Annotated in this window: 18 protein-coding genes; 10 read left to right on the top strand and 8 right to left on the bottom strand. The window is 62.3% G+C overall.

Annotation, left to right across the window (positions count from 1 at the left end; genetic code table 11):
• Positions 1-267 precede the first annotated feature (267 nt).
• Positions 268-729, top strand: a complete 462-nt coding sequence (locus K0P03_RS14840; protein WP_023515711.1) for an Hsp20 family protein — start codon at positions 268-270, stop codon at positions 727-729.
• 60 nt (positions 730-789) lie between these two features.
• Here K0P03_RS14840 and K0P03_RS14835 read toward each other — a convergent pair whose 3' ends face one another.
• Both K0P03_RS14835 and K0P03_RS14830 read right to left on the bottom strand, forming a co-directional pair.
• Complete coding sequence (locus K0P03_RS14835; protein WP_050743794.1) at positions 790-1,836, bottom strand: threonine aldolase family protein; 1,047 nt, start codon at positions 1,834-1,836, stop codon at positions 790-792.
• Positions 1,837-1,892: 56 nt separating this feature from the next.
• Positions 1,893-2,219 (bottom strand): hypothetical protein, encoded by a 327-nt coding sequence (locus K0P03_RS14830; protein WP_156032032.1) that lies wholly within the window; start codon positions 2,217-2,219, stop codon positions 1,893-1,895.
• 135 nt (positions 2,220-2,354) lie between these two features.
• Between K0P03_RS14830 and gltB the strand changes: the two genes are divergently transcribed.
• Together gltB and K0P03_RS14820 are read left to right on the top strand one after the other, a co-directional pair.
• Positions 2,355-7,079: a glutamate synthase large subunit gene (gene gltB, locus K0P03_RS14825; RefSeq protein ID WP_272789955.1), complete on the top strand. Its 4,725-nt coding sequence runs from the start codon at positions 2,355-2,357 to the stop codon at positions 7,077-7,079.
• A gap of 179 nt (positions 7,080-7,258) precedes the next feature.
• A complete protein-coding gene (locus tag K0P03_RS14820; protein WP_050743796.1) occupies positions 7,259-8,716 on the top strand; it encodes a glutamate synthase subunit beta in 1,458 nt (485 codons plus the stop codon).
• Between the two features lie 221 nt (positions 8,717-8,937).
• On the opposite strand, the gene K0P03_RS14815 is transcribed toward K0P03_RS14820, so the two are convergent.
• Both K0P03_RS14815 and K0P03_RS14810 read right to left on the bottom strand, forming a co-directional pair.
• The gene (locus K0P03_RS14815) at positions 8,938-9,903 is read right to left on the bottom strand and encodes a calcium-binding protein (RefSeq protein ID WP_130514098.1); all 966 of its coding nucleotides are present in this window, start codon (positions 9,901-9,903) and stop codon (positions 8,938-8,940) included.
• A gap of 53 nt (positions 9,904-9,956) precedes the next feature.
• Complete coding sequence (locus tag K0P03_RS14810; RefSeq protein WP_024271662.1) at positions 9,957-10,220, bottom strand: PepSY domain-containing protein; 264 nt, start codon at positions 10,218-10,220, stop codon at positions 9,957-9,959.
• Positions 10,221-10,332: 112 nt separating this feature from the next.
• Here K0P03_RS14810 and K0P03_RS14805 point away from each other — a divergent pair, with 112 nt between their 5' ends.
• Genes K0P03_RS14805 through K0P03_RS14795 form a run of 3 tightly spaced genes read left to right on the top strand, consistent with a single transcriptional unit; the run spans position 10,333 to position 12,673 of the window.
• Complete coding sequence (locus K0P03_RS14805) at positions 10,333-10,668, top strand: PepSY domain-containing protein (RefSeq protein WP_024271661.1); 336 nt, start codon at positions 10,333-10,335, stop codon at positions 10,666-10,668.
• Positions 10,668-11,333 carry a response regulator transcription factor gene (locus K0P03_RS14800; RefSeq protein ID WP_023515673.1) on the top strand — a complete coding sequence of 222 codons (666 nt, stop codon included), beginning with the start codon at positions 10,668-10,670 and terminating at the stop codon, positions 11,331-11,333. The genes K0P03_RS14805 and K0P03_RS14800 overlap by 1 nt, the downstream gene beginning before the upstream one ends.
• The gene (locus K0P03_RS14795; RefSeq protein ID WP_272789954.1) at positions 11,330-12,673 is read left to right on the top strand and encodes a sensor histidine kinase; all 1,344 of its coding nucleotides are present in this window, start codon (positions 11,330-11,332) and stop codon (positions 12,671-12,673) included. The genes K0P03_RS14800 and K0P03_RS14795 overlap by 4 nt, the downstream gene beginning before the upstream one ends.
• A 71-nt stretch (positions 12,674-12,744) precedes the next feature.
• Here the strand turns inward: K0P03_RS14795 and K0P03_RS14790 are convergent, their stop codons facing one another.
• Together K0P03_RS14790 and K0P03_RS14785 are read right to left on the bottom strand one after the other, a co-directional pair.
• Entirely contained in the window at positions 12,745-13,893 is a 1,149-nt protein-coding gene (locus K0P03_RS14790) for an SGNH/GDSL hydrolase family protein (protein ID WP_023515671.1), read from the bottom strand.
• A gap of 181 nt (positions 13,894-14,074) precedes the next feature.
• A complete protein-coding gene (locus tag K0P03_RS14785) occupies positions 14,075-15,295 on the bottom strand; it encodes a lytic murein transglycosylase (protein WP_050743801.1) in 1,221 nt (406 codons plus the stop codon).
• Between the two features lie 218 nt (positions 15,296-15,513).
• Between K0P03_RS14785 and galU the strand changes: the two genes are divergently transcribed.
• Positions 15,514-16,401: a UTP--glucose-1-phosphate uridylyltransferase GalU gene (gene galU / locus K0P03_RS14780; RefSeq protein ID WP_050743802.1), complete on the top strand. Its 888-nt coding sequence runs from the start codon at positions 15,514-15,516 to the stop codon at positions 16,399-16,401.
• Between the two features lie 3 nt (positions 16,402-16,404).
• Here galU and K0P03_RS14775 read toward each other — a convergent pair whose 3' ends face one another.
• Positions 16,405-17,883, bottom strand: coding sequence for an outer membrane beta-barrel protein (locus tag K0P03_RS14775; protein ID WP_272789953.1), 1,479 nt, complete (start codon positions 17,881-17,883; stop codon positions 16,405-16,407).
• A gap of 845 nt (positions 17,884-18,728) precedes the next feature.
• Between K0P03_RS14775 and K0P03_RS14770 the strand changes: the two genes are divergently transcribed.
• The 3 genes from K0P03_RS14770 to K0P03_RS14760 all read left to right on the top strand — a co-directional run bounded on the left by K0P03_RS14770 (position 18,729) and on the right by K0P03_RS14760 (position 21,147).
• Positions 18,729-19,673, top strand: coding sequence for a hypothetical protein (locus K0P03_RS14770; protein WP_272789952.1), 945 nt, complete (start codon positions 18,729-18,731; stop codon positions 19,671-19,673).
• Between the two features lie 36 nt (positions 19,674-19,709).
• Positions 19,710-20,777 carry a linear amide C-N hydrolase gene (locus tag K0P03_RS14765; RefSeq protein WP_443020554.1) on the top strand — a complete coding sequence of 356 codons (1,068 nt, stop codon included), beginning with the start codon at positions 19,710-19,712 and terminating at the stop codon, positions 20,775-20,777.
• 184 nt (positions 20,778-20,961) lie between these two features.
• Complete coding sequence (locus tag K0P03_RS14760) at positions 20,962-21,147, top strand: hypothetical protein (protein WP_272789950.1); 186 nt, start codon at positions 20,962-20,964, stop codon at positions 21,145-21,147.
• Between the two features lie 244 nt (positions 21,148-21,391).
• Here K0P03_RS14760 and K0P03_RS14755 read toward each other — a convergent pair whose 3' ends face one another.
• Entirely contained in the window at positions 21,392-22,177 is a 786-nt protein-coding gene (locus K0P03_RS14755) for an HAD-IIB family hydrolase (protein ID WP_272789949.1), read from the bottom strand.
• Between the last annotated feature and the right edge of the window lie 25 nt (positions 22,178-22,202).

Raw genomic sequence — 22,202 nt, 5'->3', positions numbered from 1 at the left:
TTCTAGCGGGATCAATCTGAACGCTGCCCGAAGTCGCCGTTCATCCACCGTTCATCTCGAAAATTTTTAGGGCGTGGCCTTTTCGGCCGCTTGGGACCCCTTGAACGGCCGAAAACCCATTCCCATCTCATCGTCACGGGCGCCAACAGGGTCCGTCGAGGTTTCCGTCGCCAGAATGGGGCGGAGGCCGGTTTAACCGGGCTGCACCTTTAGAAATCGGGTGTTGCCTTCAGGAAGATCGCAACCGTTGCTCTAAAGGAGGACACCATGCGTCACGTCGATTTCTCCCCCCTCTATCGCTCCACCGTCGGCTTTGATCGCCTCTTCACCATGCTCGACAGCCTCGGTCAGCCCGATCAGGCCCAGACCTATCCGCCCTACAACATCGAACGCACCGGCGAAAACACCTATCGCATCACCATGGCGGTGGCCGGTTTCGATGAGAGTGAACTGTCGATCGAAGCGCGCGAACATGCGCTGACGGTCAAGGGTGAGAAGAAGGACGAAGCGGCTGAGGAAAACCAGTATCTTTACCGCGGCATTGCCAAGCGCGCCTTCGAGCGCCGCTTCCAGCTCGCCGATCATGTGGAAGTGCGCGCCGCTTCGCTGAAGAACGGTCTCCTCCACATCGATCTTCTCCGCGAGATTCCGGAAGCCGCCAAGCCGCGCCGTATCGAGATCGCCGCCGTCCAGCGCGAAGCCAAGCAGATCGAAGCGCAGACGAACTGATTTTTCGCTGTCTCGGGAATGAACAAGGGCGGCGCCGCAGGGCGCCGCCTTTTTGGTGTGTCAAAGCACTGACAGGAACCTGTCGACGTCCTCTTCTGTCGTGGCGAAGCTGGTGACGAGGCGAATGAGGGTTTCGTCCGCGCGCATGGTCGCCTTCAGCTCGGGGCCGGCTGGCCAGTCGTAGAAAACCGCGCCCCTGTCCTTCAAGGCTTTCATCGCATCGTTGCGGATGACGACGAAAAGTTCGTTCGAGCCGGTCGGCCACGCGAGGCGTGCTGTATCCGATGTGGCAAAACCGGTCGCAAGGCGGGCGGCCATGGCGTTGGAATGGCGGGCGAGTTTCAGCCACAGGCCGTCCTTGAAATAGGCGTCGAACTGGGCGGCGATGAAGCGGGACTTGGAGAAGAGCTGGGCCGAGCGCTTGCGCAGGAAATGCATCTGCTGCGCCTTGCCGGGATCGAACAGTATCAGCGCTTCGGCGCACCAGCAGCCGTTCTTCGTGCCTCCGAAGGAGAGGATGTCGATGCCGCGTTTCCAGGTCATTTCCGCCGGCGTCGTGCCGAGATGCGCTAGGGCGTTGGCGAAACGCGCGCCGTCCATGTGCAGCGGCAGGTGCGCCTTCTTCGCGACGTCTGAAAGGGCGGCGATTTCGTCCAGCGTATAGGCCGTGCCGGCTTCGGTCGCCTGGGTGATGGTAACGGCCATCGGCTGCCCGCCATGCACGAAATCCGGTGGGAAGCGGCCGATGGCCGCGGCAAGTGCATCCGGGGAGAGCTTGCCGGCGGGGCCGTCGATCGGCACCAGCTTGGCGCCGGTGGCGAAGAATTCCGGCGCATTGCATTCATCGACATTCACATGGGCCTCGCGGTGGCAGAAGACCTGGCCGCCGGGGCGATTGAAGCTGGCGAGCGCCAGCGAATTGGCCGCCGTGCCCGTGCCGACGAAGAAGACCGCGACGTCGCGTTCGAAAATCTCGGAAAAGGTCTTTTCCACACGCTTGTCGAGGTCGCTGGTGCCGTAGGCCGAGGCGAAGCCGCCGGCTGCAGTCACGAGGCTCTGTGCGATGTCGGGATGGGCGCCGGCCCAGTTGTCGGAAGCGAAAAACATGCGGTTTCCAGTTCGAATGAGGCTGCGAAAGGACCATAATGGAGAAATGAAGGCGATCAATCGCCGAAAACCGCCGAAAGTGCCGCATGGCTCCAGAATGAAAGGAATGGAAACAATGTGCCGGGTGTCCGTAATTTAATTTCAAGCATATGGCGGGGCGGGCAATTTTTCTTCATGAGGTGGTGATTATTTGGCATGATGGCCTTGCGGCCGGGGGGTGTTTCTGGCATAGAGCCCATGAAATAGGACAGGTTTACTGTCCTATTTCGGTCAAGAGACCGAAGAGGCACCGTCCGCGACTGCGGCGCGTTGCCGAAACGGCGCCGGGGGAGGGAAGAGAGTTCTTCCGAAACCCTGGCTGTCCAGACGGTCCTGATGATCATTCCGGTCGACCGTCGCTTGTTGGTCGCATCGGGTTCATGAAGCAGTCGCTCGCGGGGCCGGCCCAGCCGAAAGGCAGATGACGGTCACACGGGCGAAAACGAATGCCCGCAGGATGGGCCACAGGAGGGAAGACGATGATGGAGAAGACCCAAGCACATGACTGTCGGCAGACCCGGTCGCAGACGACTGCGGCGGGCGCCAAAACGCGCGCTTCTACAACGGGCCTGCCGAAAAAACAGGGACTCTATGACCCGCGCAACGAACATGATGCCTGTGGCGTCGGCTTCGTGGCGCATCTGAAAGGCAAGAAGTCGCACCAGATCGTGCAGGACGGGCTGTTCATGCTCGAAAACCTGACGCATCGCGGCGCCGTCGGCGCAGATCCGCTGATGGGCGACGGTGCAGGCATTCTCGTTCAGATTCCGGACCGCTTCTTCCGCGAGGAGATGGCCAAGCAGGGCATCACGCTGCCCAAGGCAGGCGAATATGCCGTCGGCCACATTTTCATGCCGCAGGATGAGACGCTCGTCGATTATTTCAAGAAGGTCATCGGGGACGTCGTTGCTGAAGAGGGGCAGGTCCTCATCGGTTTCCGCGACGTGCCGGTCGACAATTCTTCCCTCTCCAAGGCCCCTGAGATCGCCGCCACCGAGCCGCGCCATGTTCAGGTCTTCGTCGGCGCCGGCCGTGAGGCCGCGACGAACGGCGAATTCGAGCGCCGCCTCTTCACCCTGCGCAAGGTGATCTCTAACCGTATCTACGACGAATATGAGGGCGAAGAGAGCAACTTCTACCCGGTCTCGCTCTCCTCGACGACCATCGTCTACAAGGGCATGTTCCTCGCCTACCAGGTGGGCGCCTATTACAAGGACCTCGCCGATCCGCGCTTCGAATCGGCCGTCGCCCTCGTGCACCAGCGCTTCTCGACGAACACCTTCCCGTCGTGGAAGCTGGCGCATCCCTATCGCATGGTCGCCCATAACGGCGAAATCAACACGCTGCGCGGCAACGTCAACTGGATGGCGGCCCGCCAGGCCTCTGTTTCGTCGCCGCTGTTCGGCGAGGACATCACCAAACTCTGGCCGATCTCCTATGAAGGCCAGTCGGATACCGCCTGTTTCGACAACGCGCTCGAATTTCTGGTGCGCGGCGGCTATTCCATGGCGCATGCGGTCATGATGCTGATCCCCGAGGCCTGGGCCGGCAACCAGTTGATGGGCCAGCAGCGCAAGGCGTTCTACGAATACCACGCCGCGCTGATGGAGCCGTGGGACGGCCCAGCCGCTGTCGCCTTCACCGACGGCCGGCAGATCGGCGCGACGCTCGACCGCAACGGCCTGCGTCCGGCGCGCTATCTCGTCACCGACGACGACCGCGTCATCCTCGCCTCCGAGGCCGGTACGCTGCCGGTCAAGGAAGAGAGCATCGTCAAGAAGTGGCGCCTCCAGCCGGGCAAGATGCTGCTCATCGACATGGAAGAGGGCCGCATCATCTCCGACGAAGAGGTGAAGTCCGCGCTCGCCGCAAAGCACCCTTACCGGGAATGGCTCGACAACACCCAGATCATTCTCGAAGACCTCGGCCCGGTCGAGCCGCGGGCGCTGCGCCGCGACGTCTCACTGCGCGACCGCCAGCAGGCCTTCGGCTATACCCAGGAGGACACCAAGCTCCTGATGTCGCCGATGGCGACGACCGGCCAGGAGGCGATCGGCTCCATGGGTACGGACACGCCGATCTCGGCCATGTCCGACAAGACCAAGTTGCTCTACACCTATTTCAAGCAGAACTTTGCGCAGGTGACGAACCCGCCCATTGACCCGATCCGCGAGGAACTGGTCATGAGCCTCGTCTCCTTCATCGGCCCGCGGCCGAACATCCTTGACCATGGCGGTGCGGCCAAGGCCAAGCGCATGGAAGTGCGTCAGCCGATCCTTACCAATGGCGACCTCGAAAAGATCCGCTCCATCGGCCATGTCGAGGACCGCTTCGACACCAAGACGCTGGACTTCACCTATGACGTCTCGCGCGGTGCCGAAGGCCTGCCGGAAATCCTCGACCGGCTCTGCGAGCGCGCCGAACAGGCGGTCACCTCGGGCTACAACATCATCGTGCTCTCCGACCGCCAGATCGGCCCGGACCGCGTGGCGATCCCGGCGCTTCTCGCTACCGCCGCCGTGCACCACCATCTGATCCGCAAGGGTCTTCGCACCTCGGTCGGCCTCGTCGTTGAATCCGGCGAGCCGCGCGAAGTGCACCACTTCTGTCTTCTCGCCGGTTACGGTGCGGAAGCGATCAACCCGTACCTGGCCTTCGACACGCTCACCGACATGCACAAGCGCGGCGAGTTTCCGAAGGAGGTGGATGCGGAGGAAATCGTCTATCGCTACATCAAGGCGATCGGCAAGGGCATCCTGAAGGTCATGTCCAAGATGGGCATTTCGACCTACCAGTCCTATTGCGGCGCGCAGATTTTCGACGCCATCGGCCTGTCGTCCGACCTCACCGACAAGTACTTCTTCGGCACGGCGACGACCATCGAGGGCATCGACCTCAATGCCATCGCGCAGGAGACCTTCAACCGCCACAAGGCCGCCTTTGGCCGTGATCCGCTGCTCGCCAACACGCTGGATATCGGCGGCGAATATGCCTACCGCATGCGCGGCGAGGAGCACGCCTGGACGCCCGACGTCATTGCCTCGCTGCAACATGCGGTGCGCGGCAATGCGGCCGATCGCTACAAGGAATTCGCCGAACTGGTGAACAGCTCGGCGCTGCGCATGAACACGATCCGCGGCCTGTTCTCCATCAAGGGCGCGGAAGCGGCCGACCGTAAGCCGATCTCCATCGACGAGGTCGAACCGGCGGTCGATATCGTCAAGCGCTTCTCGACGGGCGCGATGTCCTTCGGCTCGATTTCCCGCGAGGCGCACACGACGCTGGCCGTCGCCATGAACCGGATCGGCGGCAAGTCGAACACCGGCGAGGGCGGCGAGGAAGCCGACCGTTACCTGCCGCTGCCGGATGGTTCGATGAATCCGGAACGCTCGGCGATCAAGCAGATCGCTTCCGGCCGCTTTGGTGTGACCACCGAATACCTGGTCAATGCGGACATGCTGCAGATCAAGGTCGCGCAGGGCGCCAAGCCCGGCGAGGGCGGCCAGTTGCCCGGCCATAAGGTGGATGCGACGGTTGCGAAAACCCGTCACTCCACGCCGGGCGTCGGCCTCATCTCGCCGCCGCCGCACCACGATATCTACTCCATTGAGGACCTGGCGCAGCTCATCTACGACCTGAAGAACGTCAACCCAGAGGCGGATATCTCGGTCAAGCTCGTCTCGGAAGTCGGCGTCGGCACGGTTGCCGCCGGTGTCGCCAAGGCGCGTGCGGACCATATCACCATTGCCGGCTTCGACGGTGGCACGGGTGCTTCGCCGCTCACCTCGCTGAAGCATGCCGGTTCTCCCTGGGAAATCGGCCTTGCCGAAACGCACCAGACGCTCGTGCTGAACAAGCTGCGTTCGCGCATCGCGCTGCAGGTTGACGGCGGCCTGAAGACCGGTCGCGACGTCGTCATCGGCGCGCTGCTCGGGGCCGACGAGTTCGGTTTTGCCACCGCGCCGCTGATTGCGGCCGGCTGCATCATGATGCGCAAGTGTCATCTCAACACCTGTCCGGTGGGGGTCGCCACGCAGGATCCAGTGCTGCGCAAGCGCTTCAAGGGCGCGCCGGAGCATGTCATCAACTACTTCTTCTTCGTTGCCGAAGAGGTGCGCGAAATCCTGGCCTCGCTCGGCGTTCGCTCGCTGAACGAGATCATCGGCGCCTCCGAGCTGCTCGAAAAGGAGAAGATGATCTCGCACTGGAAGGCCAACGGTCTCGACTTCTCGCGCATCTTCCACAAGGTCGAAGCGCCGAAGGAGGCGACCTATTGGACCGAGCGGCAGAACCATCCGATCCATGACGTGCTCGACCGCAAGCTGATCGAGGAGGCCAAGCCCGCGCTCGAATCGAAGACGCCCGTCGCCTTCGAGGTCGACATCAAGAACGTCGACCGTTCGGCCGGCGCGATGCTGTCGGGCGCCGTCGCCAAGCGTTACGGCTTCAAGGGTCTGAAGGACGACACGATCTCCGTGAAGCTGCACGGCACGGCCGGCCAGTCTTTCGGCGCGTTCCTTGCCCGCGGCGTCACCTTCGACCTGATTGGCGCCGGCAACGACTATGTCGGCAAGGGTCTTTCGGGCGGCCGCATTGTCGTGCGTCCGCCGGAGGGCAACCGGGCGGTGCCGCATGAATCGATCATTGTCGGCAACACGGTGCTCTACGGCGCGATCTCGGGCGAGTGCTACTTCAACGGCGTGGCCGGCGAGCGGTTTGCCGTGCGCAATTCCGGTGCCGTCGCGGTCGTCGAGGGCGTGGGCGATCATGGCTGCGAATACATGACGGGCGGCGTCGTTGTCGTCATCGGCCAGACCGGCCGCAACTTCGCGGCCGGCATGTCGGGCGGTGTCGCCTATGTGCTGGACGAGGAAGGCGATTTCGCCCGCCGCTGCAACATGGCGATGGTCGAGCTCGAGCCGGTGCCGGAAGAGGACGACATGCTGGAGAAGCTGCACCACCATGGTGGCGACCTCATGCACAAGGGCATGGTCGACGTGTCCGACGACATGACGCGCCATGACGAGGAGCGGCTCTACCAGCTCGTCTCGAACCACCTGCACTATACCGGCTCGCCGCGGGCCAAGGAGATCCTCGACCAGTGGGCCGAGTATCGTCCGAAATTCCGCAAGGTGATGCCGGTCGAGTACCGCCGCGCGCTCGAAGAGATGGAGCGCATGAGGATGGGGATCGCTGCCGAGTGAGGCAGCGGTTCACCTACCTTCACCGACTGATTGCGCTTGGTGTTGCGGTCGCAGTCCCCGGGATTGCGACCCTCGTGAACGGCGAGATCAGGATCGAATTCATCGTACTGGGATTGGTAGCGGGAGTTGCCTACTGGTACTGGGGCCCAGCCGCCCCGTTTTGAGCAAGGATTACAAAAGTGGGCAAGGTTACTGGTTTCATGGAAATCGACCGGCAGGTGGCGAAGTATCAGCCGGCCTCCGACCGCATCCGCCATTTCCGCGAGTTCACCATTCCGATGTCGGACCCCGAGGTGCAGAAGCAGGCCGCGCGCTGTATGGATTGCGGCATTCCCTATTGCCACGGCCCGACGGGCTGTCCTGTCCACAACCAGATCCCGGACTGGAACGACCTCGTCTATAACGGCAACTGGGAAGAGGCGATCCGCAACCTGCATTCGACCAACAACTTCCCTGAATTCACCGGCCGCGTCTGCCCCGCGCCCTGCGAGGAAGCCTGCACGCTGAACCTGGAAGACGCGCCGGTTTCGATCAAGACCGTCGAGCAGGCGATCGCTGACAAGGCCTATGAGATGGGCTACATCGTGCCGCAGCCGGCGACGGTGAAGACCGGCAAGAAGGCCGCGGTCATCGGTTCCGGCCCGGCCGGCATGGCGGCCGCCCAGCAGCTCGCCCGCGCCGGCCACGAGGTCCATCTCTACGAGCGCGAATCCAAGGCCGGCGGCTTGCTGCGCTACGGCATTCCGGACTTCAAGATGGAGAAGAACTTCATCGACCGCCGCGTCGACCAGATGCGGGGCGAGGGCGTCACCTTCCATTACGGCGTCAATGTCGGCGTCGACAAGCCGATGGACGAGATGCTCGCCGAACATGACGCCGTGCTCTATTGCGGCGGCTCCGAAACGCCGCGCGATGCCGGTATTCCGGGCGTCGAATTTACCGGCGTGCACGATGCCATGCCCTATCTCGTGCAGCAGAACCGCCGCGTCGGCCGCGAGAACATCGACAGCGTCGGTTGGCCGTCGGATCCGATTCTCGCCGGCGGCAAGCATATCGTCGTCGTCGGTGGCGGCGATACCGCGTCGGACTGCGTCGGCACGGCCTTCCGCCAGGGCGCAGTGAAGGTCACGCAGCTCGACATTCGCCCGCAGCCGCCGGAAAAGGAAGACAAGCTCGCCGTCTGGCCGTTCTGGGCGACGAAGATGCGCACTTCCTCCTCGCAGGCCGAAGGCGCCGTGCGCGAGTTCCAGGTCGGTACGCTCGAATTCGTCGGCGACGAGGACGGTGTGCTGACGGGCGTCAAGTGCTGCCAGGTGGACGATCGCCGCAAGCCGATACCCGGCACGGAGTTCATCATCAAGGCGGACCTTGCCTTCATCGCCATCGGCTTCCGCGGGCCCTTCACGAACAGCGTGCTGAAGGATCTCGGCGACAAGCTCGCGATCAACACCGACAAGCGCGGCTCCTCGAACGTCATCGCCAACGACCGCGACTACAAGACCTCGGTGGAAAAGCTCTGGACCGCCGGCGACGTGCGTCGCGGCCAGTCGCTGGTCGTCTGGGCGATCCGCGAAGGCCGCCAGGCCGCCCGCGCGATCGACGAGGCGCTGATGGGTTCCACCACACTGCCGCGCTGAGGTTTTTGACAACGATGAAAGGGCGCTCCGGGAAACCGGCGCGCCCTTTCATCGTTGGTGAAGTGCCCCTCATCCGCCTGCCGGCACCTTCTCCCCACAAGCGGGGAGAAGGCGTATGCCGCATCGCTTTCCAGTGTTTTGGGCGTGGCCTTGCCGCAAAATCCCTTCTCCCCGCTTGCGGGGAGAAGGTCGCGGCAGCGGGATGAGGGGCCGCGCCTGCCTCAGACGAAGAGGAAGTCCGACGCCGAGAGGTTGGCGAGCTTGATGTCGTCGAGGCGCAGTTCGCTCTGACCGAAATCGAACACCACGTCCTTGCCGCCATCGGCCGTGCGGGCGATGTCGGTGAGGTCGGCGAAGCTGGAGACGCCGAGGCTCTTGGAAATCTCGATCGTGTCGAAGTTCGCCTGGAAGTCCTCGATCTCGGTCTTACCGGTCTTGAAGACGAAGGTGTCGCGGCCGGCGCCGCCTTCAAGCTCGTTGTTGCCGGTGCCGCCGTCCAGGCGATCGTTGCCGGACCCGCCTTCGAGATCGTCATTGCCCGAACCGCCGAAGAGCTGGTCGTTGCCCGAGCCGCCTTCCAGGTCGTCATGGCCGGAGCCGCCCCAGATCTTGTCGTTGCCGGCGTCGCCCGAAAGCTTGTCGTTGCCGCCGTGGCCGGAGATGCGGTCGTTGCCGTCGCCGCCGGAGATGGTGTTGGCCTTGCTGTTGCCGTTCAGCACGTCATCGCCCGAACGCGGGTCCTTCGGCTCGTCGGTGTCAACTGCCTTGAAGGAGAAGTGGCTTTCCTTGAGGCTCGACAGCTTGGTGTCCTCGAGCGTCAGCGTATTGCCGTTGCCGAAGTCGAAGCGCACGTCTTCGCCGCCGTCGACGGACTTGGCGATCGCCTTCAGCTCGGCAAAGCTCTTCACGCCGAGGGCGCTGTCGATGATGATCTTGTCGGCGCTCGTGGAGAAATCGTCGATCTCGTCGCGGCCGGCGGAGAAGACGAAGGTGTCACGGCCCGAGCCGCCGGTCAGCTCGTCATTGCCGGTGCCGCCCTGCAGCCAGTCGTTGCCGGTGCCGCCTTCCAGGTCGTCATTGCCGCCATAGCCGAAGAGCTTGTCGTTGCCGCCCTTGCCGTAGAGGTCGTCGCCCGTCGACTGGCCCTTGAGCGTGTTGTTGGAAGAGGTGCCGATAATCTTAACCATGAGGAGTGTCCTTGTTCTTTTGGGAGGTCAATGGAATGGGGAGAGGGCGGGGATCAGTCTTCGCGCTCGAGGCGAAGGATCTCACCGGTGTAGCTGTCGATCTTGGCTTCGCTGATCACGTTTTTTGCATCCACGATCTTCGCCTCGAAGTGGCCGTCGTCCATTTCGAGCTCGCGGATAACGTAGCCCTTGGCCGAAAGTTCCGTGGCGACCTGTTCCAGCGTCTTGCGAACGGGTGCAGTGGTGGTTTCTGCAAGGGCCGGCACGCTAAGGGCAAGCAGGCTGGCGGCGAGAAGGCCGGTCGTGATGGGGCGCATTTGCGAAGTCCTTTCCTGTCGTTGTGAGGAGAGGTTTCGCACAGCCCGCCTGTTGCTTGCCTGACAGGCGCTGTCAGCGATTTGTCAGCTTGATGCGCGTATAGGTAGGCCCATGATCAAGAAGATATTGACCCCTTTTCCGCTGGCGCTGGCCCTGTTCGTCGCCCTTTCCGTGGTGCCGCCGATGGGCGCGCAAGCGGACGATGACGACGATGCGGTAGAGCATGAAGAAGCGCGCCGCGCCCTCGAACAGGGCCTCGTGCGTCCGCTCGAGCAGATCATCGTGGAAGCCCGCAAGCATGTCGAGGGCGATCTCATCGAAGTCGAGCTTGAGCGTGAAGGCGATCGCTATATATATGAGCTGGAGTTCATCCAGCCGTCCGGCCAGATCATCGAGTTGCAGCTCGATGCCAAGACGATGGCGATCGTAGAGGACGACGACGACTGATGCGCCTGCTTCTCGTCGAGGACGATGCCCGCATTGCGGCCGATGTTTCCGCCGTGCTGACGGGGGCCGGCTATACCGTCGAGACCGCCTCGGACGGCAAGGACGCCTGGTTCCTGGGAGATACGGAGGATTATGACCTCATCATCCTCGATCTCGGCCTGCCCAGCATGGATGGCATGTCTCTCCTGAAGCGCTGGCGCGCCAACGGCCGCCACATGCCGGTGCTGGTGCTGACAGCCCGCGGAAGCTGGGCCGAGCGTGTCGAGGGCATCGATGCCGGCGCCGACGACTATCTGCCGAAACCTTTCCAGTTCGAGGAGCTGCTGGCCCGTGCCCGTGCGCTCATCCGCCGGTCCGTCGGGCACGGCGCGGCGACGATCGCCATCGGAACCGTCACCATCGACACACGGGCGATGCGCGTCAGCGTCAACGGCGTGCCGCAGTCGCTGACACCGCTCGAGTATCGCCTCGTCAGCTATCTCGGCCATCACCGCGACCGCATCGTGCCGCCGACCGAGCTGCAGGAACACCTCTACGGCGATGATTTCTCCCGCGATGCCAATGCACTGGAAGCACTTGTCGCGCGCCTTCGCAAGAAGCTTGGCGCGGTTGCCATCGGCACGCGGCGCGGCTTCGGCTACTATATGGGCGAGACTGCTCCGTGACGCGCCGTTCGCTGCGTCTCCGCCTGGCGCTTGCCGGCGCCGCATCCATCATCGCCGCCCTCGTGGCGGCGTTCTTCGTTCTGTCGACACTGTTCGAGCGGCATGTGGAGCGGCGCATCGCCGCCGAGTTGATGCTGCATCTCAACCAGGTGATCGCCGGTCTTGCCGAACAGCCGGGCGCCACGCTCCACCTCGTCAAGCCGCCGGTCGATCCGCGGTTCGAGCGGCCGCTTTCGGGGCTCTACTGGCAGATCGAGGGGGACGGGAAGCGGCTGCGCTCCCGTTCGCTCTGGGACGATGTGCTGGCCCTGCCGGATATCCCGGCCGGCGGTGTGCATACGGCGACCATCAAGGGGCCGGGGGATGCGGCGCTGCTGCTCGTCGAGCGTGAGGTTGTGACCAGCGAGCGGGCCGGGGCGCTGCCCCTGCGTGTCGCCGTCGCCATCGATCGAACTGATATTTCGCGCGCCACGGATGAATTCGAGGGAGATCTTCTGCCCTATGTGCAGGTGCTCGCCGTCCTTCTCCTGGCTGCGAGCTTCGTGCAGATCTTCGTCGGTCTTCGTCCGCTGGCGACGCTGACGGAGCGCCTTTCGGCCATTCGCGCCGGCAAGGCGGAACGGCTCGGGACCGATTTCCCGGACGAGGTCCTGCCGCTCACCGGCGAGGTGGATGCCCTCTTGCAATCGCGGGAGAACCAGTTGCGCAAGGCGCGCGAGCGGGCAGCCGACCTTGCCCATGGTTTCAAGACACCGTTGCAGATCCTCTCCGGCGACGTGCTGCGCCTGCGCGAGCGGGGCGAGGAGAGCGTCGCTCGCGATATCGAGGCGATCATCCTGCGCATGCGCCGCCATGTCGATCACGAGATGGCTCGCGCCCGCCAGGCTGAGCGCGGGCACACGGCACGCAGCGATCTCGGCCGCGTCGCCTCGCAGGTCGTCAGCGTGGTCTCGCGCACGCCGGCCGGGCGTGACCTCGACTGGCAGCAGGAAATCGAACCGGGCCTCATTCTGCGCATCGATGCAGAGGACCTCGCCGAAATCCTCGGCAGCCTTGCGGAAAATGCCGCGCGTTACGCCAAGACCACCGTCGGTATTTTTGCCCGGGCGGAGGGGGCGGCCGCGGTCATCGAAGTCGTCGATGACGGGCCGGGCATCCCCGAGGAGGAGATCGAGTTCGTGCTGAAGCGCGGCGGCCGTCTCGACACGACGAGCGAAGGCGCGGGATTGGGACTGGCCATTGCGGAGAGCTTCGTCGAGGAGGCGAATGGCAGCTTCGTGCTGGAAAACCGCAAGCCCGGTCTCTGTGCCCGAATCATGTTGCCCCGGATCGTGGCCTGATTCGACTGCCGAGCAGCGAAAGGCGCACAACAGCCGCGAAGGCAGGGCGCCGTCGCAGCACCCGTCTATGATCAAGGCGTTGCGATTTTATTCAAGCGGAAATCGTCGACCCGGCCGAGCGGGGCGTCGGCGATCTCGCCCTTCTCCACCAGCTTTTCGCGCAGGCTCTTGCCGTTGCCTTTGATCGCCGCGCCCCCGAGCAGTGCGGTGCCGCCATCGAGTGCCGGGTCGGAGAGGCTGATCGGCAGGGTCTTGGTGATTTCGGTATCCTCGGCCGGTGCGGTCACCACCAGATCCTTGAGGTCGCCCTGCAGTCCGGGGCCGTCGGCAGCGGCGTCGCCCAGCACGCGGCGGATTTCCTTCTCCACATAGAAGGCGAGCTTGCGTTTGCCGGCCTTGGTGAAGTTGATGCCGTCGGAGCCGCGCAAGCGCACCTGCTGACCGTTGATGTCGGAGCCGGAAATGACGAACTTGCCGTTCTCGTCGACGAAGCCGTCCCAGATATCGACGAATTCGCCACCGGCCTTCTCGACACCAGCACGATAGATGGTGTTCAGCGTCGTCATGTCGGCCGTCATGGCCGAAGACTGGAAGGCCGGCATGCCGATCCACATCATCGGTTTGCCGCCCTGGCGGGCGAGCGTGGCAAGGCGCTCCACCCGTGCTTCATATTCCTTTGTCCAGGCCTCGGAACGGAACTTTTCCTTCTCGCCGGCCACCGCCATCTGCTGCCGGTCGTTGGCGCCCATGCTGAGCACGACGAGGGCGGGCTTCGTTTCCGCGATCAGGCCGGGCAGGGAAGCCGGCCAGTTGTAGTAGTCCTCGCGTACGATGCCGGAAGAACCGTTGGTCCGCCGCTCGACGATGATGCCGGGTGTCGATTCGAAGGCGGCGACGAGGCCTTCGCCGAGGCTTCCGGCAATGAAGTCGCCGACGACAAGCACGACCTTGGCGTCCGGCAGCTTCTCGATCGCCGCAGGCTCCGGTTTCGTCGCGATGGTCGTCGTCTGCTTCTTCTTGCGGTTGACGGTGCGCGGCTTCTTGATTTGTCGCTCCGGTGCAGCCTCCTCGCGCTTCGGTTTGCCGAAGAGCAGTTCCAGGATGGTCTTGCGCTCCTTGCGCTGCTGGGCTTCGGCCGGAAGAGCGGTCACCACGATGCTCGCCCCAGCCACAAAGGCCAGTCCGAGGCGCACAATCCGCATGGTCGTTGTCGTGCTCATCGCGAAGGCTCCCGTCTCGACCGCTACCCTGCCGGATCCCGGTGGCGGTATGATGGCAAATGCGCGGGCCAAGCGAAAGCCCGAACAAGAAGGGGCGCCGGAGCGCCCCTGTTCGTCTCTATGGGATTCGAGCACTATCGCATGTCGGGGCCGGGGCGCCTTCGCCTCGCTGCGACAGGCCCTAGCGGCGCAGGGCCTTCAGCACTTGCAGGCTCGGCTCGCCATCCGCCGAGAGGCCCATGCGGTTCTGGAAGGCTTGAATCGCGGCCTTGGAGCCGGAGCCGAAATTGCCGTCCACTTCGCCGTCGTAGTAGCCAAGTTCCTTGAGACGGGTCTGCAGCTCGAATTTTTCCGTGATGTCGAGTGTGCCCTCCGGACGCGGCCAGCGCTGCTTGACGCCGCTATAGCCGGCGAGCTGGTCGGCGAGCATGCCGACACCCATCGCGTAGGAATCCGATGCGTTGTAGCGCTTGATAACGAAGAAGTTCTTGGTCATCAGGAAGCCCGGCCCGCCGTTTGCCGGCAGCTTCAGCTCGGCGCGGTCTGCGCCGTTCTTGAAACCGGAGCCGTTCGGGCGCGTGAAGCCGAGCTTCGCCCATTGGGCAAGCGTCTTCGTCTGGCCGGAATATTTGCTGCCGCCGGTCGGTACGATGATCTCGTAACCCCAGGTCTTGCCGGCCTGCCAGCCGTTCTTGGCAAGCAGGTTTGCGGCGGTCGCCAGTGCGTCCGGCACCGAATTCCAGATGTCGCGGTGACCGTTGCCGTCAGCGTCGACGGCATAGATCAGATAGCTCGTCGGGATGAACTGGGTATGGCCCATGGCGCCGGCCCAGGAGCCGGTCATGTCGGAGGCCGCAATGTCGCCGCGCTGGATGATCTTCAAGGCGGCAATCAGCTGCGTGCGTGCAAACTTCGCACGCTTCTTGTCGGCATAGGCGAGTGTTGCGAGCGCTCGCGGTACGTAGTGCAGCCGGTCGTCCTTTTCGAGCACCGCGCCGTAGTTCGATTCCATCGACCAGATGGCCAGCAGGATGTTGCGATCGACGCCGAAATGGCGCTCGAGGGCGGCGAGCGTGCGGCCGTGTTTTGCCGCCATTTCCTGGCCGATGCGCACCGTGTACGGGTTGACGCGCGAATCAAGGTAGTCCCAGATCTTGTGCTTGAATTCCGGCTGGTAGGCGGCCTTTTCGAGGACGGCCGGGTCGGGTGTCTTGACGCCGGAAAACGCCTTCTGGTAGGTCGATTTGCTGATACCGGCTTCCGATGCCGTCGCGTAGAAGTCGGCGATCCACTTCTGGAAGCGGGCGTCCGCGCGGGCTGCGGTGGCCTGGGCGAAAAGCCCGGCCGACAGGAGGAGAGTGAGCGCGGATCGGCGCAGAACGGTTTTCAGATTCTGTGTCATCAGCTGTCGTGTCCGTTTCTCAAATTTCGGTACGATGGCGTGGAACCACCGGCTGAACGCAAAACTTATAAAAACGAAGTCAACAAATTCTTTACCATCAAAAATTTGCCCCGTCTTCCTTCGCAAAAAAGTCTTCCTTTGCAAAAAAATAGCAATTGGCTTCTATTTCGGCACAAATACGTCCCGGCCATGATGGCGACGGGCGCAACGAGGTGAATATGTCGCAGGCACGCAAGGTTCGCAAAGCAGTCTTCCCAGTGGCCGGTCTCGGCACCCGCTTCCTCCCGGCCACCAAGGCCGTTCCGAAGGAAATGCTGACCGTCGTGGACAAGCCCGTCATCCAGTATGTGGTGGACGAGGCGCTGGACGCCGGCATCGAGCACCTGATCTTCGTGACGGGGCGTTCCAAGGCGGTCATCGAGGACTATTTCGACATCCAGGTCGAACTGGAACAGACGCTGCGCCAGCGCAACAAGACCGCCGAGCTGACGCTGCTCGAAAGCATCCTGCCGGTCGCCGGCTCGACGAGCTTTACCCGCCAGCAGGAGCCGCTGGGTCTCGGCCATGCCGTCTGGTGTGCCCGCGAACTGGTCGGTAACGAACCCTTCGCGCTGCTCCTGCCCGACATGATCATGAAGGGTGAGAAGGGCTGCCTGAAGGGGATGGTCGAGCTTTTCGAGCACAGTGGGGCCAACGTCATTGCTGTCGAGGAATGCGCGCCGGAGCAGTCCCATAAATACGGTATCGTCGGCGTCGGCGAAAAGATCGGTGACGGTTTTGCCATCACCAAGATGGTCGAGAAGCCCCCGCAGGGCACTGCGCCCTCCAACTTCTTCATCAACGGCCGCTACATTCTCCAGCCGGAAATCTTCCCGATCCTTTCCACGCAGGAGCGGGGCGCCGGCAACGAGATCCAGCTCACCGACGCCATGGTGAAGCTTGCCGATGTCCAGAAGTTCGCCGCCTACCACTTCCGCGGCGAGACCTATGACTGTGGCGCCAAGGACGGCTTCATTCTGGCCAACATCGCCTTCGCGCTGGCCCGTGCGGATATCCGCCCGGCTGTCGAAGGCCCGCTGAAGGAACTCGTCGCCAAGCTGAAATAGGCTTTAGCGGCGCAGGACGAGGCCGATGCCGGCGCGCGTGACGCCGGTGTCGCTGCCGCGCGACTGGCTCGTCAACTCGTAGGAGACGTCGCCGGTCAGCGCGAGCCAGCGGTTGAGGTCCCAGGTGAGACCCGTGCCGACCAGGTAGACATTCTGATCGGCACTGCCGGACGAACGGAAATCCCGCCACGTATAAGCGCCGCTCAGGCGCGCGACGAGGTTCTCGCGCAGTTCGTGCGTCAGTTCGGCCGTAGTGGCATAGGAGACGTAGCCGCTTTCGCCCGCGGTGGTAGACGGTTCGATCGCCGTGGCGAGGCCGAGCCGGAGTTCCGTGCCACGCTGCGGCGACCAGGTGAGCGTGCCGTCGAGCGCGAGGGCAGCGATCGATTTCAGGCGGCTGTCGTCGAAGGCGGAGCGCCGATAGCCCATACCGAGATCGCCACGCAGCTTCTCGCCAAGGTCGATTTCCACGCCGGCACGACCGACCACCGTTGAACTGGAACGCTCGTAGCCGAGTGAATCGCGTTTCTCGTCATAGATCGAACGGCCGATCGAAGCCTCGAGATAGGGAATCAGTGCCGGCGACAGTTCGAAGCCGACGCGTCCCGTCAGCGTGCCTTCCGTGAAATTCCGATCGGAAAGGCTGAGTTTCCCGCCATTGGCGAGTTTTACCGACCCGTAGACCTCGCGATCGATCTCGGCGCCGATCGTGCCGCGGATCACGCCGAAATCGCGCTGGACGCGCGCACCGGCGGTAAAGCCATGCACGCCGGACTGGGCGCTGGCACCGTCGACGGCGTTGGGATCGGCGGAATCCTCGCGTTCGAAACTGTAGCCGGCGGTGAGGTTCGCGATGGTGTCGTCGCTGAGGTCGAGGCGCAGGTCGCTGTCGATGCGCGCCTGCGGCTCCGTCTCGCCGGTGCCGCTGATGTTGCGCTGGTAGATGCCCTCGGCATTGATGATCAGTTGGTGGCGGGACCAGTCGGAGGTCAGCGAGCCGCGAAAACCGGTCTGCGAATAGGTCCGGCGCGTCGTGCTGCCGGCCTTCGTGCGCTCATGGCCGATGCTCTGGGTAATCGATGGACGCAGCACGAACGTGCCGACGCGGATGCCGGTCGGCTCATAGGGGTCGCCGAAACTGCTTCTCGTCGCGTCGGCGCTGCCTTCCCGCAGGTTCAGCCGCTCACCCTCGCTGGCGGTGCGCCGGATGGCGTCGTTGTCGCTTGCGGCTTCGGAAAGCGCCTCGGCCTGGTCGCCCGTGAGGGCGGGGTCGCTCAGCGCTTCGGTCGATGCCGTGGTCTCGGCACCCGGCAGCGCCGTCGTGTCCGGCGTCTCGCTTCCGGTTGCCTGGACGAGGGGGTCGAGCGGCTCCTGGAATGTGGGTGTCTCGTTTACGGTCTGCTGCTGGGCGAACGTCGGGGTGGCTGCAAGCATGGTGCCGGCAAGCAGAAGACCGGCCAGAGGCCATGACAGGCGGGGCATCCTTGCCTCGCGATCTCTTGCTTCTACCTTTGGCATGTCTGCGGCCTGCGACCCTTTTTGATTTCCTAAGCGAACGTAAAGTCTAATGCTGTTTTGCTTACACGGGCGCTTCGCGCTTAAGTGTTTGGAAAACGGCGTTATTTTCCACGTCTCCGCATATGGTAACACTCTATTAGCCAAGGGTTAGTTTATGGTTAACAGGTGGTGAAAATCTGTAAGGATCTCTTTTCCCTTACCGTGTTTCAGCAAAGCACGCTGTGCATCGCTGCAAGCGAGGGACCTCTTCGAAAATTCGGTGGAGCGAACTCTCGTCCCATGCGACTACGCTGCTAGTGCTCTGAACTGTCGATTGAAACGCCCATGCTGAATCCGATATGGGAAACACCATTGGCTATGATGACGATTGCGGAATGGTCGCCGCTGTCGAAGACGATTTCCGTAATGAATTCCCGGATAGCTGCATGGACTTTCGAGCGAAGACCTAGGGTTACAGTTTCCCTGACATACCATCATCCGTTCGTGCCTTCCCCCGTGGCATGGGATGCCCTGTTGTCTCCAATACGATGACGGGATGTCCCATTTTGACGGCGATCTTGGAATGCTGGATGGTGGAGCTTCTGTCGCTGCGCGATTGGCATTTCCGCTTCCGACCTTAATTTCTGCCGTTCATGGCAGGAGGTGAGGACGCTTAAAGCGTCCCCTGCAGATCGCTAGTTTCTTGAATCAAATCTGTCGTGGGTTGCGTGAACTTGGTGAGATCTGTATGGAGCATAGTATCAAATATCGCAATTTATGAATTGATATCAGTAATTTAGTTGACGTGAATGGAAAGAGAGGGGAGCGTCATGCTGTTTCGATCCGGCAAAAAATTACAAGATCTGGTCAACGGTCGGAATCAAGCCTACCACACTCCTCAAGAGCGACCGTTCGTCGCCGGCATCGGCGAGGTTCTGTCGCCTTGGTATGCCGTCGTCCTTGCCCTATCCCTTTGCGGTGCGCATTCCGCATATGGCGCGGACACTGCTCTCAACTTGGCGGAAGGGCAAGTCCCGGTAGACACCCAAAATTGGGCCTTGCAGGTCACGCCCTATTTGTGGGCGTCCGGCCTCGACGGGCGCATTTCTCCGTTTCAACGAGGCCCGACGATCGGCGTAGAAAAGTCGTTCTCCGACGTCATGGACGACCTGAATTTCGGCGGCTTCATCAACATCTGGGGACGCCACGACCGCTTCGTCTTTTCGGGCGACATCATGTATGTCGATACGACGGATGGCCATGGGGTCGGGCCCCTGCCTGCATTGACGATTCCGGGTGTCGGCGTGATCCCGCCGGGCGGCAACATCGATGCGAAGGTTGACACGAGGCAGTTCACTGCCACGATGATGGGCGGGTACCGGGTTGTCGATACATCGCAGTTCACTCTGGATGCCCTTGGCGGCGCTCGCTTTTGGTACATCTCGAACGATGTAACGCTTACCGGGAGCATTGGCGGCTTGAGAGGGTCTGTCAATCACGACGAAAGCTTCGGCTGGGTCGATCCACTGGTCGGTCTACGCGCCTTCCTTCCTATCACGGAAAAGTTGTCGGTGCAGGCGCAGGCTGACATCGGCGGATTCGGCGCCGGCTCCGATCTCACATGGTCGGCGCTGGCAACCGTCAATTATGTCTTCAGCGATCGCCTATCCGCCTCCGTGGGCTACAAGGTACTCGACGTTGATTACAAGCGCGGCGGTCACGTCTATGACACGCGCCTCAGCGGCCCGGTTCTCGGCCTGACCTATCGGTTCTGATCGGCAACGGTTTCGCGTAGCCTTCTTATGGATGGAATGATGTTCAACATGTCTCGGTTCACACGCTTCCTCGTTACCTTGACCGCCGCTGCGGCGCTGCTGACCGCCGAGGCCCAGGCCTGCACACGGGTCGTCTATCAGGGGCCTGACGGGCGGATTCTGACGGGCCGCAACATGGACTTCAAGGACCCGATGATCAGCAACTTCTGGGTTTTTCCCCGCGGTATGAAGCGCAGCGGGGCCGCCGGTCCGCGGTCGGTGGAATGGACATCGAAGTTCGGCAGTCTGGCCGTTTCCGGCTACGATATCTCGACGGTCGACGGCATGAACGAAGCCGGCCTCAACGCCAGCCTGCTATGGCTCAACGCCACGAAATTTCCGGAGGACGACGGAACGACGTCGCGCATGTCGCTCTCGATCTGGGCGCAATTCTACCTCGATCAATTCGCAACGGTCTCGGAAGCGGTTGAATATACGCGCGCCCATCCTGTGCAGGTCGTGAGCGGTGAAGTGCCCGGCCGTCCCGGCAGCCTCGCGCCACTGCATTTGACGCTCTCCGACGCCACCGGCGACAGCGCCATTCTTGAGTGGATCGATGGAAAGCTGAACATCCATCATGGCCGCGCGTATCAGGTGGTGACGAACGATCCGCCTTATGATGACCAACTCGTCTTGCAAAAATACTGGAGTGCGGTCGACTCCCTCAAATTCCTTCCCGGCAGCGGGCGCTCCGAAGACCGTTTCGTACGCGCCGGCTTCTATATCAACACGGTGACCCAGAGCGACGATCCCCGGGTTGCCGCCGCTGCCGTTTTCAGCGTGATCCGCAACGCTTCGGCACCCTATGGCGTAAGCATTCCAGAGGCACCGAACCTTTCCACGACCCGCTGGCGTGTGGTGGCGGACCAGAAGAGCATGCTTTTCTATGGTGAATCGGCAACGTCACCCAACGTTTTCTGGGTGGATTTGAAGAAACTCGACTTCTCTGAAGGCGCGCATGTCCGCAAACTGGATCTCGGCGTGGACATGGCTCGTATCCTTGCCGGCGAGGCATCGGACCAGTTCGCCCCTGCAAAGCCGTTCGACTTCATGGAAGCCGAATGAAGGCTGTTTTTTGCCAGCCAATTGGAAAGTCGCTGACCGCTTTCCCCCCCTTCTCAGGCATGTTCAAATCAGCCCTGTAATCTAAGGGCTAAATCGGACATACCTCAGAAAACGCTTCGTTCGCCCTTTTGGCAGATGGCTGTATCCCGAGGACATGTTCAACGGTTTCGGAAAGGATCGCAGCATGTCCCATCTCAAGGCCCTCAAGCTCGCCAGCGCAGTTCCGGTTCGCTCCGCTGCCGATCCGGTGCAGCGCGTCCGCGAGAAGATGGTCGCCGTTCTGGCCAAACTGAATATGCCACCGAGAAGATCAACAAACACGGCATCGTTGATAGCGGCGATGCGCTGGATAAGGGCATCGGTTGCCTGACCGCTGAGCGCTACAAATGGCTCGCCGACGAATTGGTCAGGGTGGGGTTGCTGAAGCAGGAAACCGACTACACCAAGGCTTTTGACACGCGCTTTTCCTGAAAGGGTGTCGGATTGGCATTGAAGAAGCCGTAGCCCGGTTTAGGTGATGTTGCAAAGTTCGGTCGCGAAGCTGAGCTTCTCGCGACCGAATATCGCGACAAGAAAATCGCTGATTTCTGAGTGTTGGAGGATTTCGGCGGAAGTCAGGATTTGCGCGACACGATCACGGCATTTACTGCTTCAACGAAGCCTGCACCTCCCGGCCCGCGCGTAATCCAGCGCGGCGATTGGGGGAGCTGGTCGAGGTAGTCAGTCACGGTACTGACGCCTACCGTATGCTGGAAGAACGAGAACATCGGCGCGTCGTTAGTGGAATCTCCGGTGTAAAGGACCGCCGAGCGGTCAGCGTCTATGTCGAGGTCATAGTGTTCTAGAAGCACCCGCCGCGCCATCGCCAGCTTGTCATATTTCCCGAGCCAGCCGAGCACCCAAAGATTGTTAACTGTGGCATCGGCTGAAGCGTCGCAAAGTGCGTTAAGGATCGCGGCGCGCACTTCCGCATCCTTCGGTTGTTCAAAGGCAAGGCTGGTGAGCCGGAACGGCTGATCGTCGGTAAAGCTGGCGGAAGGAACGGCGCGTTGCACTTGCCGCCCGATTTCCTCGAGGCGTTTGGATACGGCCGGACGGTCATCATCACTATGCCAGAAATGTCGCTCGATGCCATGTCCGGCATCATGACGGCGGAAGAAGAACCCGCCATTTTCCCCGATTACGCCATCCACGGGCCACATGCGGGCCATCTGATCGCACCATCCGGCCGGGGCGGCGGTTACCGGAATTACCTTCACTCCTGCCGCCTGCAAATTCTCAAGAGCTAAATAGGTGTGCCCCGCAAGCCGGCCTTGATAGGTCAGCGTCTCATCCATGTCGGTCAGGACGAACTGCACATCTCGAAACGTGGAAATGTCGGCGTGTTCTAGCGGTCGCACATAGTCCTCCAGGAGTGATTGTCGC

This window comes from Shinella sp. HY16 (genome assembly GCF_028534175.1).
Lineage (GTDB): Bacteria > Pseudomonadota > Alphaproteobacteria > Rhizobiales > Rhizobiaceae > Shinella.
This window is presented reverse-complemented; position numbering and strand designations above follow the sequence as displayed.

Excerpts from the sequence above, each read along its gene's own strand:
- K0P03_RS14840 (WP_023515711.1), top strand. The coding sequence starts at position 268 with ATGCGTCACGTCGATTTCTCCCCCCTCTATCGCTCCACCGTCGGCTTT.
- K0P03_RS14835 (WP_050743794.1), bottom strand. The coding sequence starts at position 1,836 with ATGTTTTTCGCTTCCGACAACTGGGCCGGCGCCCATCCCGACATCGCA.
- K0P03_RS14830 (WP_156032032.1), bottom strand. The coding sequence starts at position 2,219 with ATGATCATCAGGACCGTCTGGACAGCCAGGGTTTCGGAAGAACTCTCT.
- gltB (WP_272789955.1), top strand. The coding sequence starts at position 2,355 with ATGATGGAGAAGACCCAAGCACATGACTGTCGGCAGACCCGGTCGCAG.
- K0P03_RS14815 (WP_130514098.1), bottom strand. The coding sequence starts at position 9,903 with ATGGTTAAGATTATCGGCACCTCTTCCAACAACACGCTCAAGGGCCAG.
- K0P03_RS14810 (WP_024271662.1), bottom strand. The coding sequence starts at position 10,220 with ATGCGCCCCATCACGACCGGCCTTCTCGCCGCCAGCCTGCTTGCCCTT.
- K0P03_RS14805 (WP_024271661.1), top strand. The coding sequence starts at position 10,333 with ATGATCAAGAAGATATTGACCCCTTTTCCGCTGGCGCTGGCCCTGTTC.
- K0P03_RS14800 (WP_023515673.1), top strand. The coding sequence starts at position 10,668 with ATGCGCCTGCTTCTCGTCGAGGACGATGCCCGCATTGCGGCCGATGTT.
- K0P03_RS14790 (WP_023515671.1), bottom strand. The coding sequence starts at position 13,893 with ATGAGCACGACAACGACCATGCGGATTGTGCGCCTCGGACTGGCCTTT.
- K0P03_RS14785 (WP_050743801.1), bottom strand. The coding sequence starts at position 15,295 with ATGACACAGAATCTGAAAACCGTTCTGCGCCGATCCGCGCTCACTCTC.
- galU (WP_050743802.1), top strand. The coding sequence starts at position 15,514 with ATGTCGCAGGCACGCAAGGTTCGCAAAGCAGTCTTCCCAGTGGCCGGT.
- K0P03_RS14775 (WP_272789953.1), bottom strand. The coding sequence starts at position 17,883 with ATGCCCCGCCTGTCATGGCCTCTGGCCGGTCTTCTGCTTGCCGGCACC.
- K0P03_RS14770 (WP_272789952.1), top strand. The coding sequence starts at position 18,729 with ATGCTGTTTCGATCCGGCAAAAAATTACAAGATCTGGTCAACGGTCGG.
- K0P03_RS14765 (WP_443020554.1), top strand. The coding sequence starts at position 19,710 with ATGATGTTCAACATGTCTCGGTTCACACGCTTCCTCGTTACCTTGACC.
- K0P03_RS14760 (WP_272789950.1), top strand. The coding sequence starts at position 20,962 with ATGTCCCATCTCAAGGCCCTCAAGCTCGCCAGCGCAGTTCCGGTTCGC.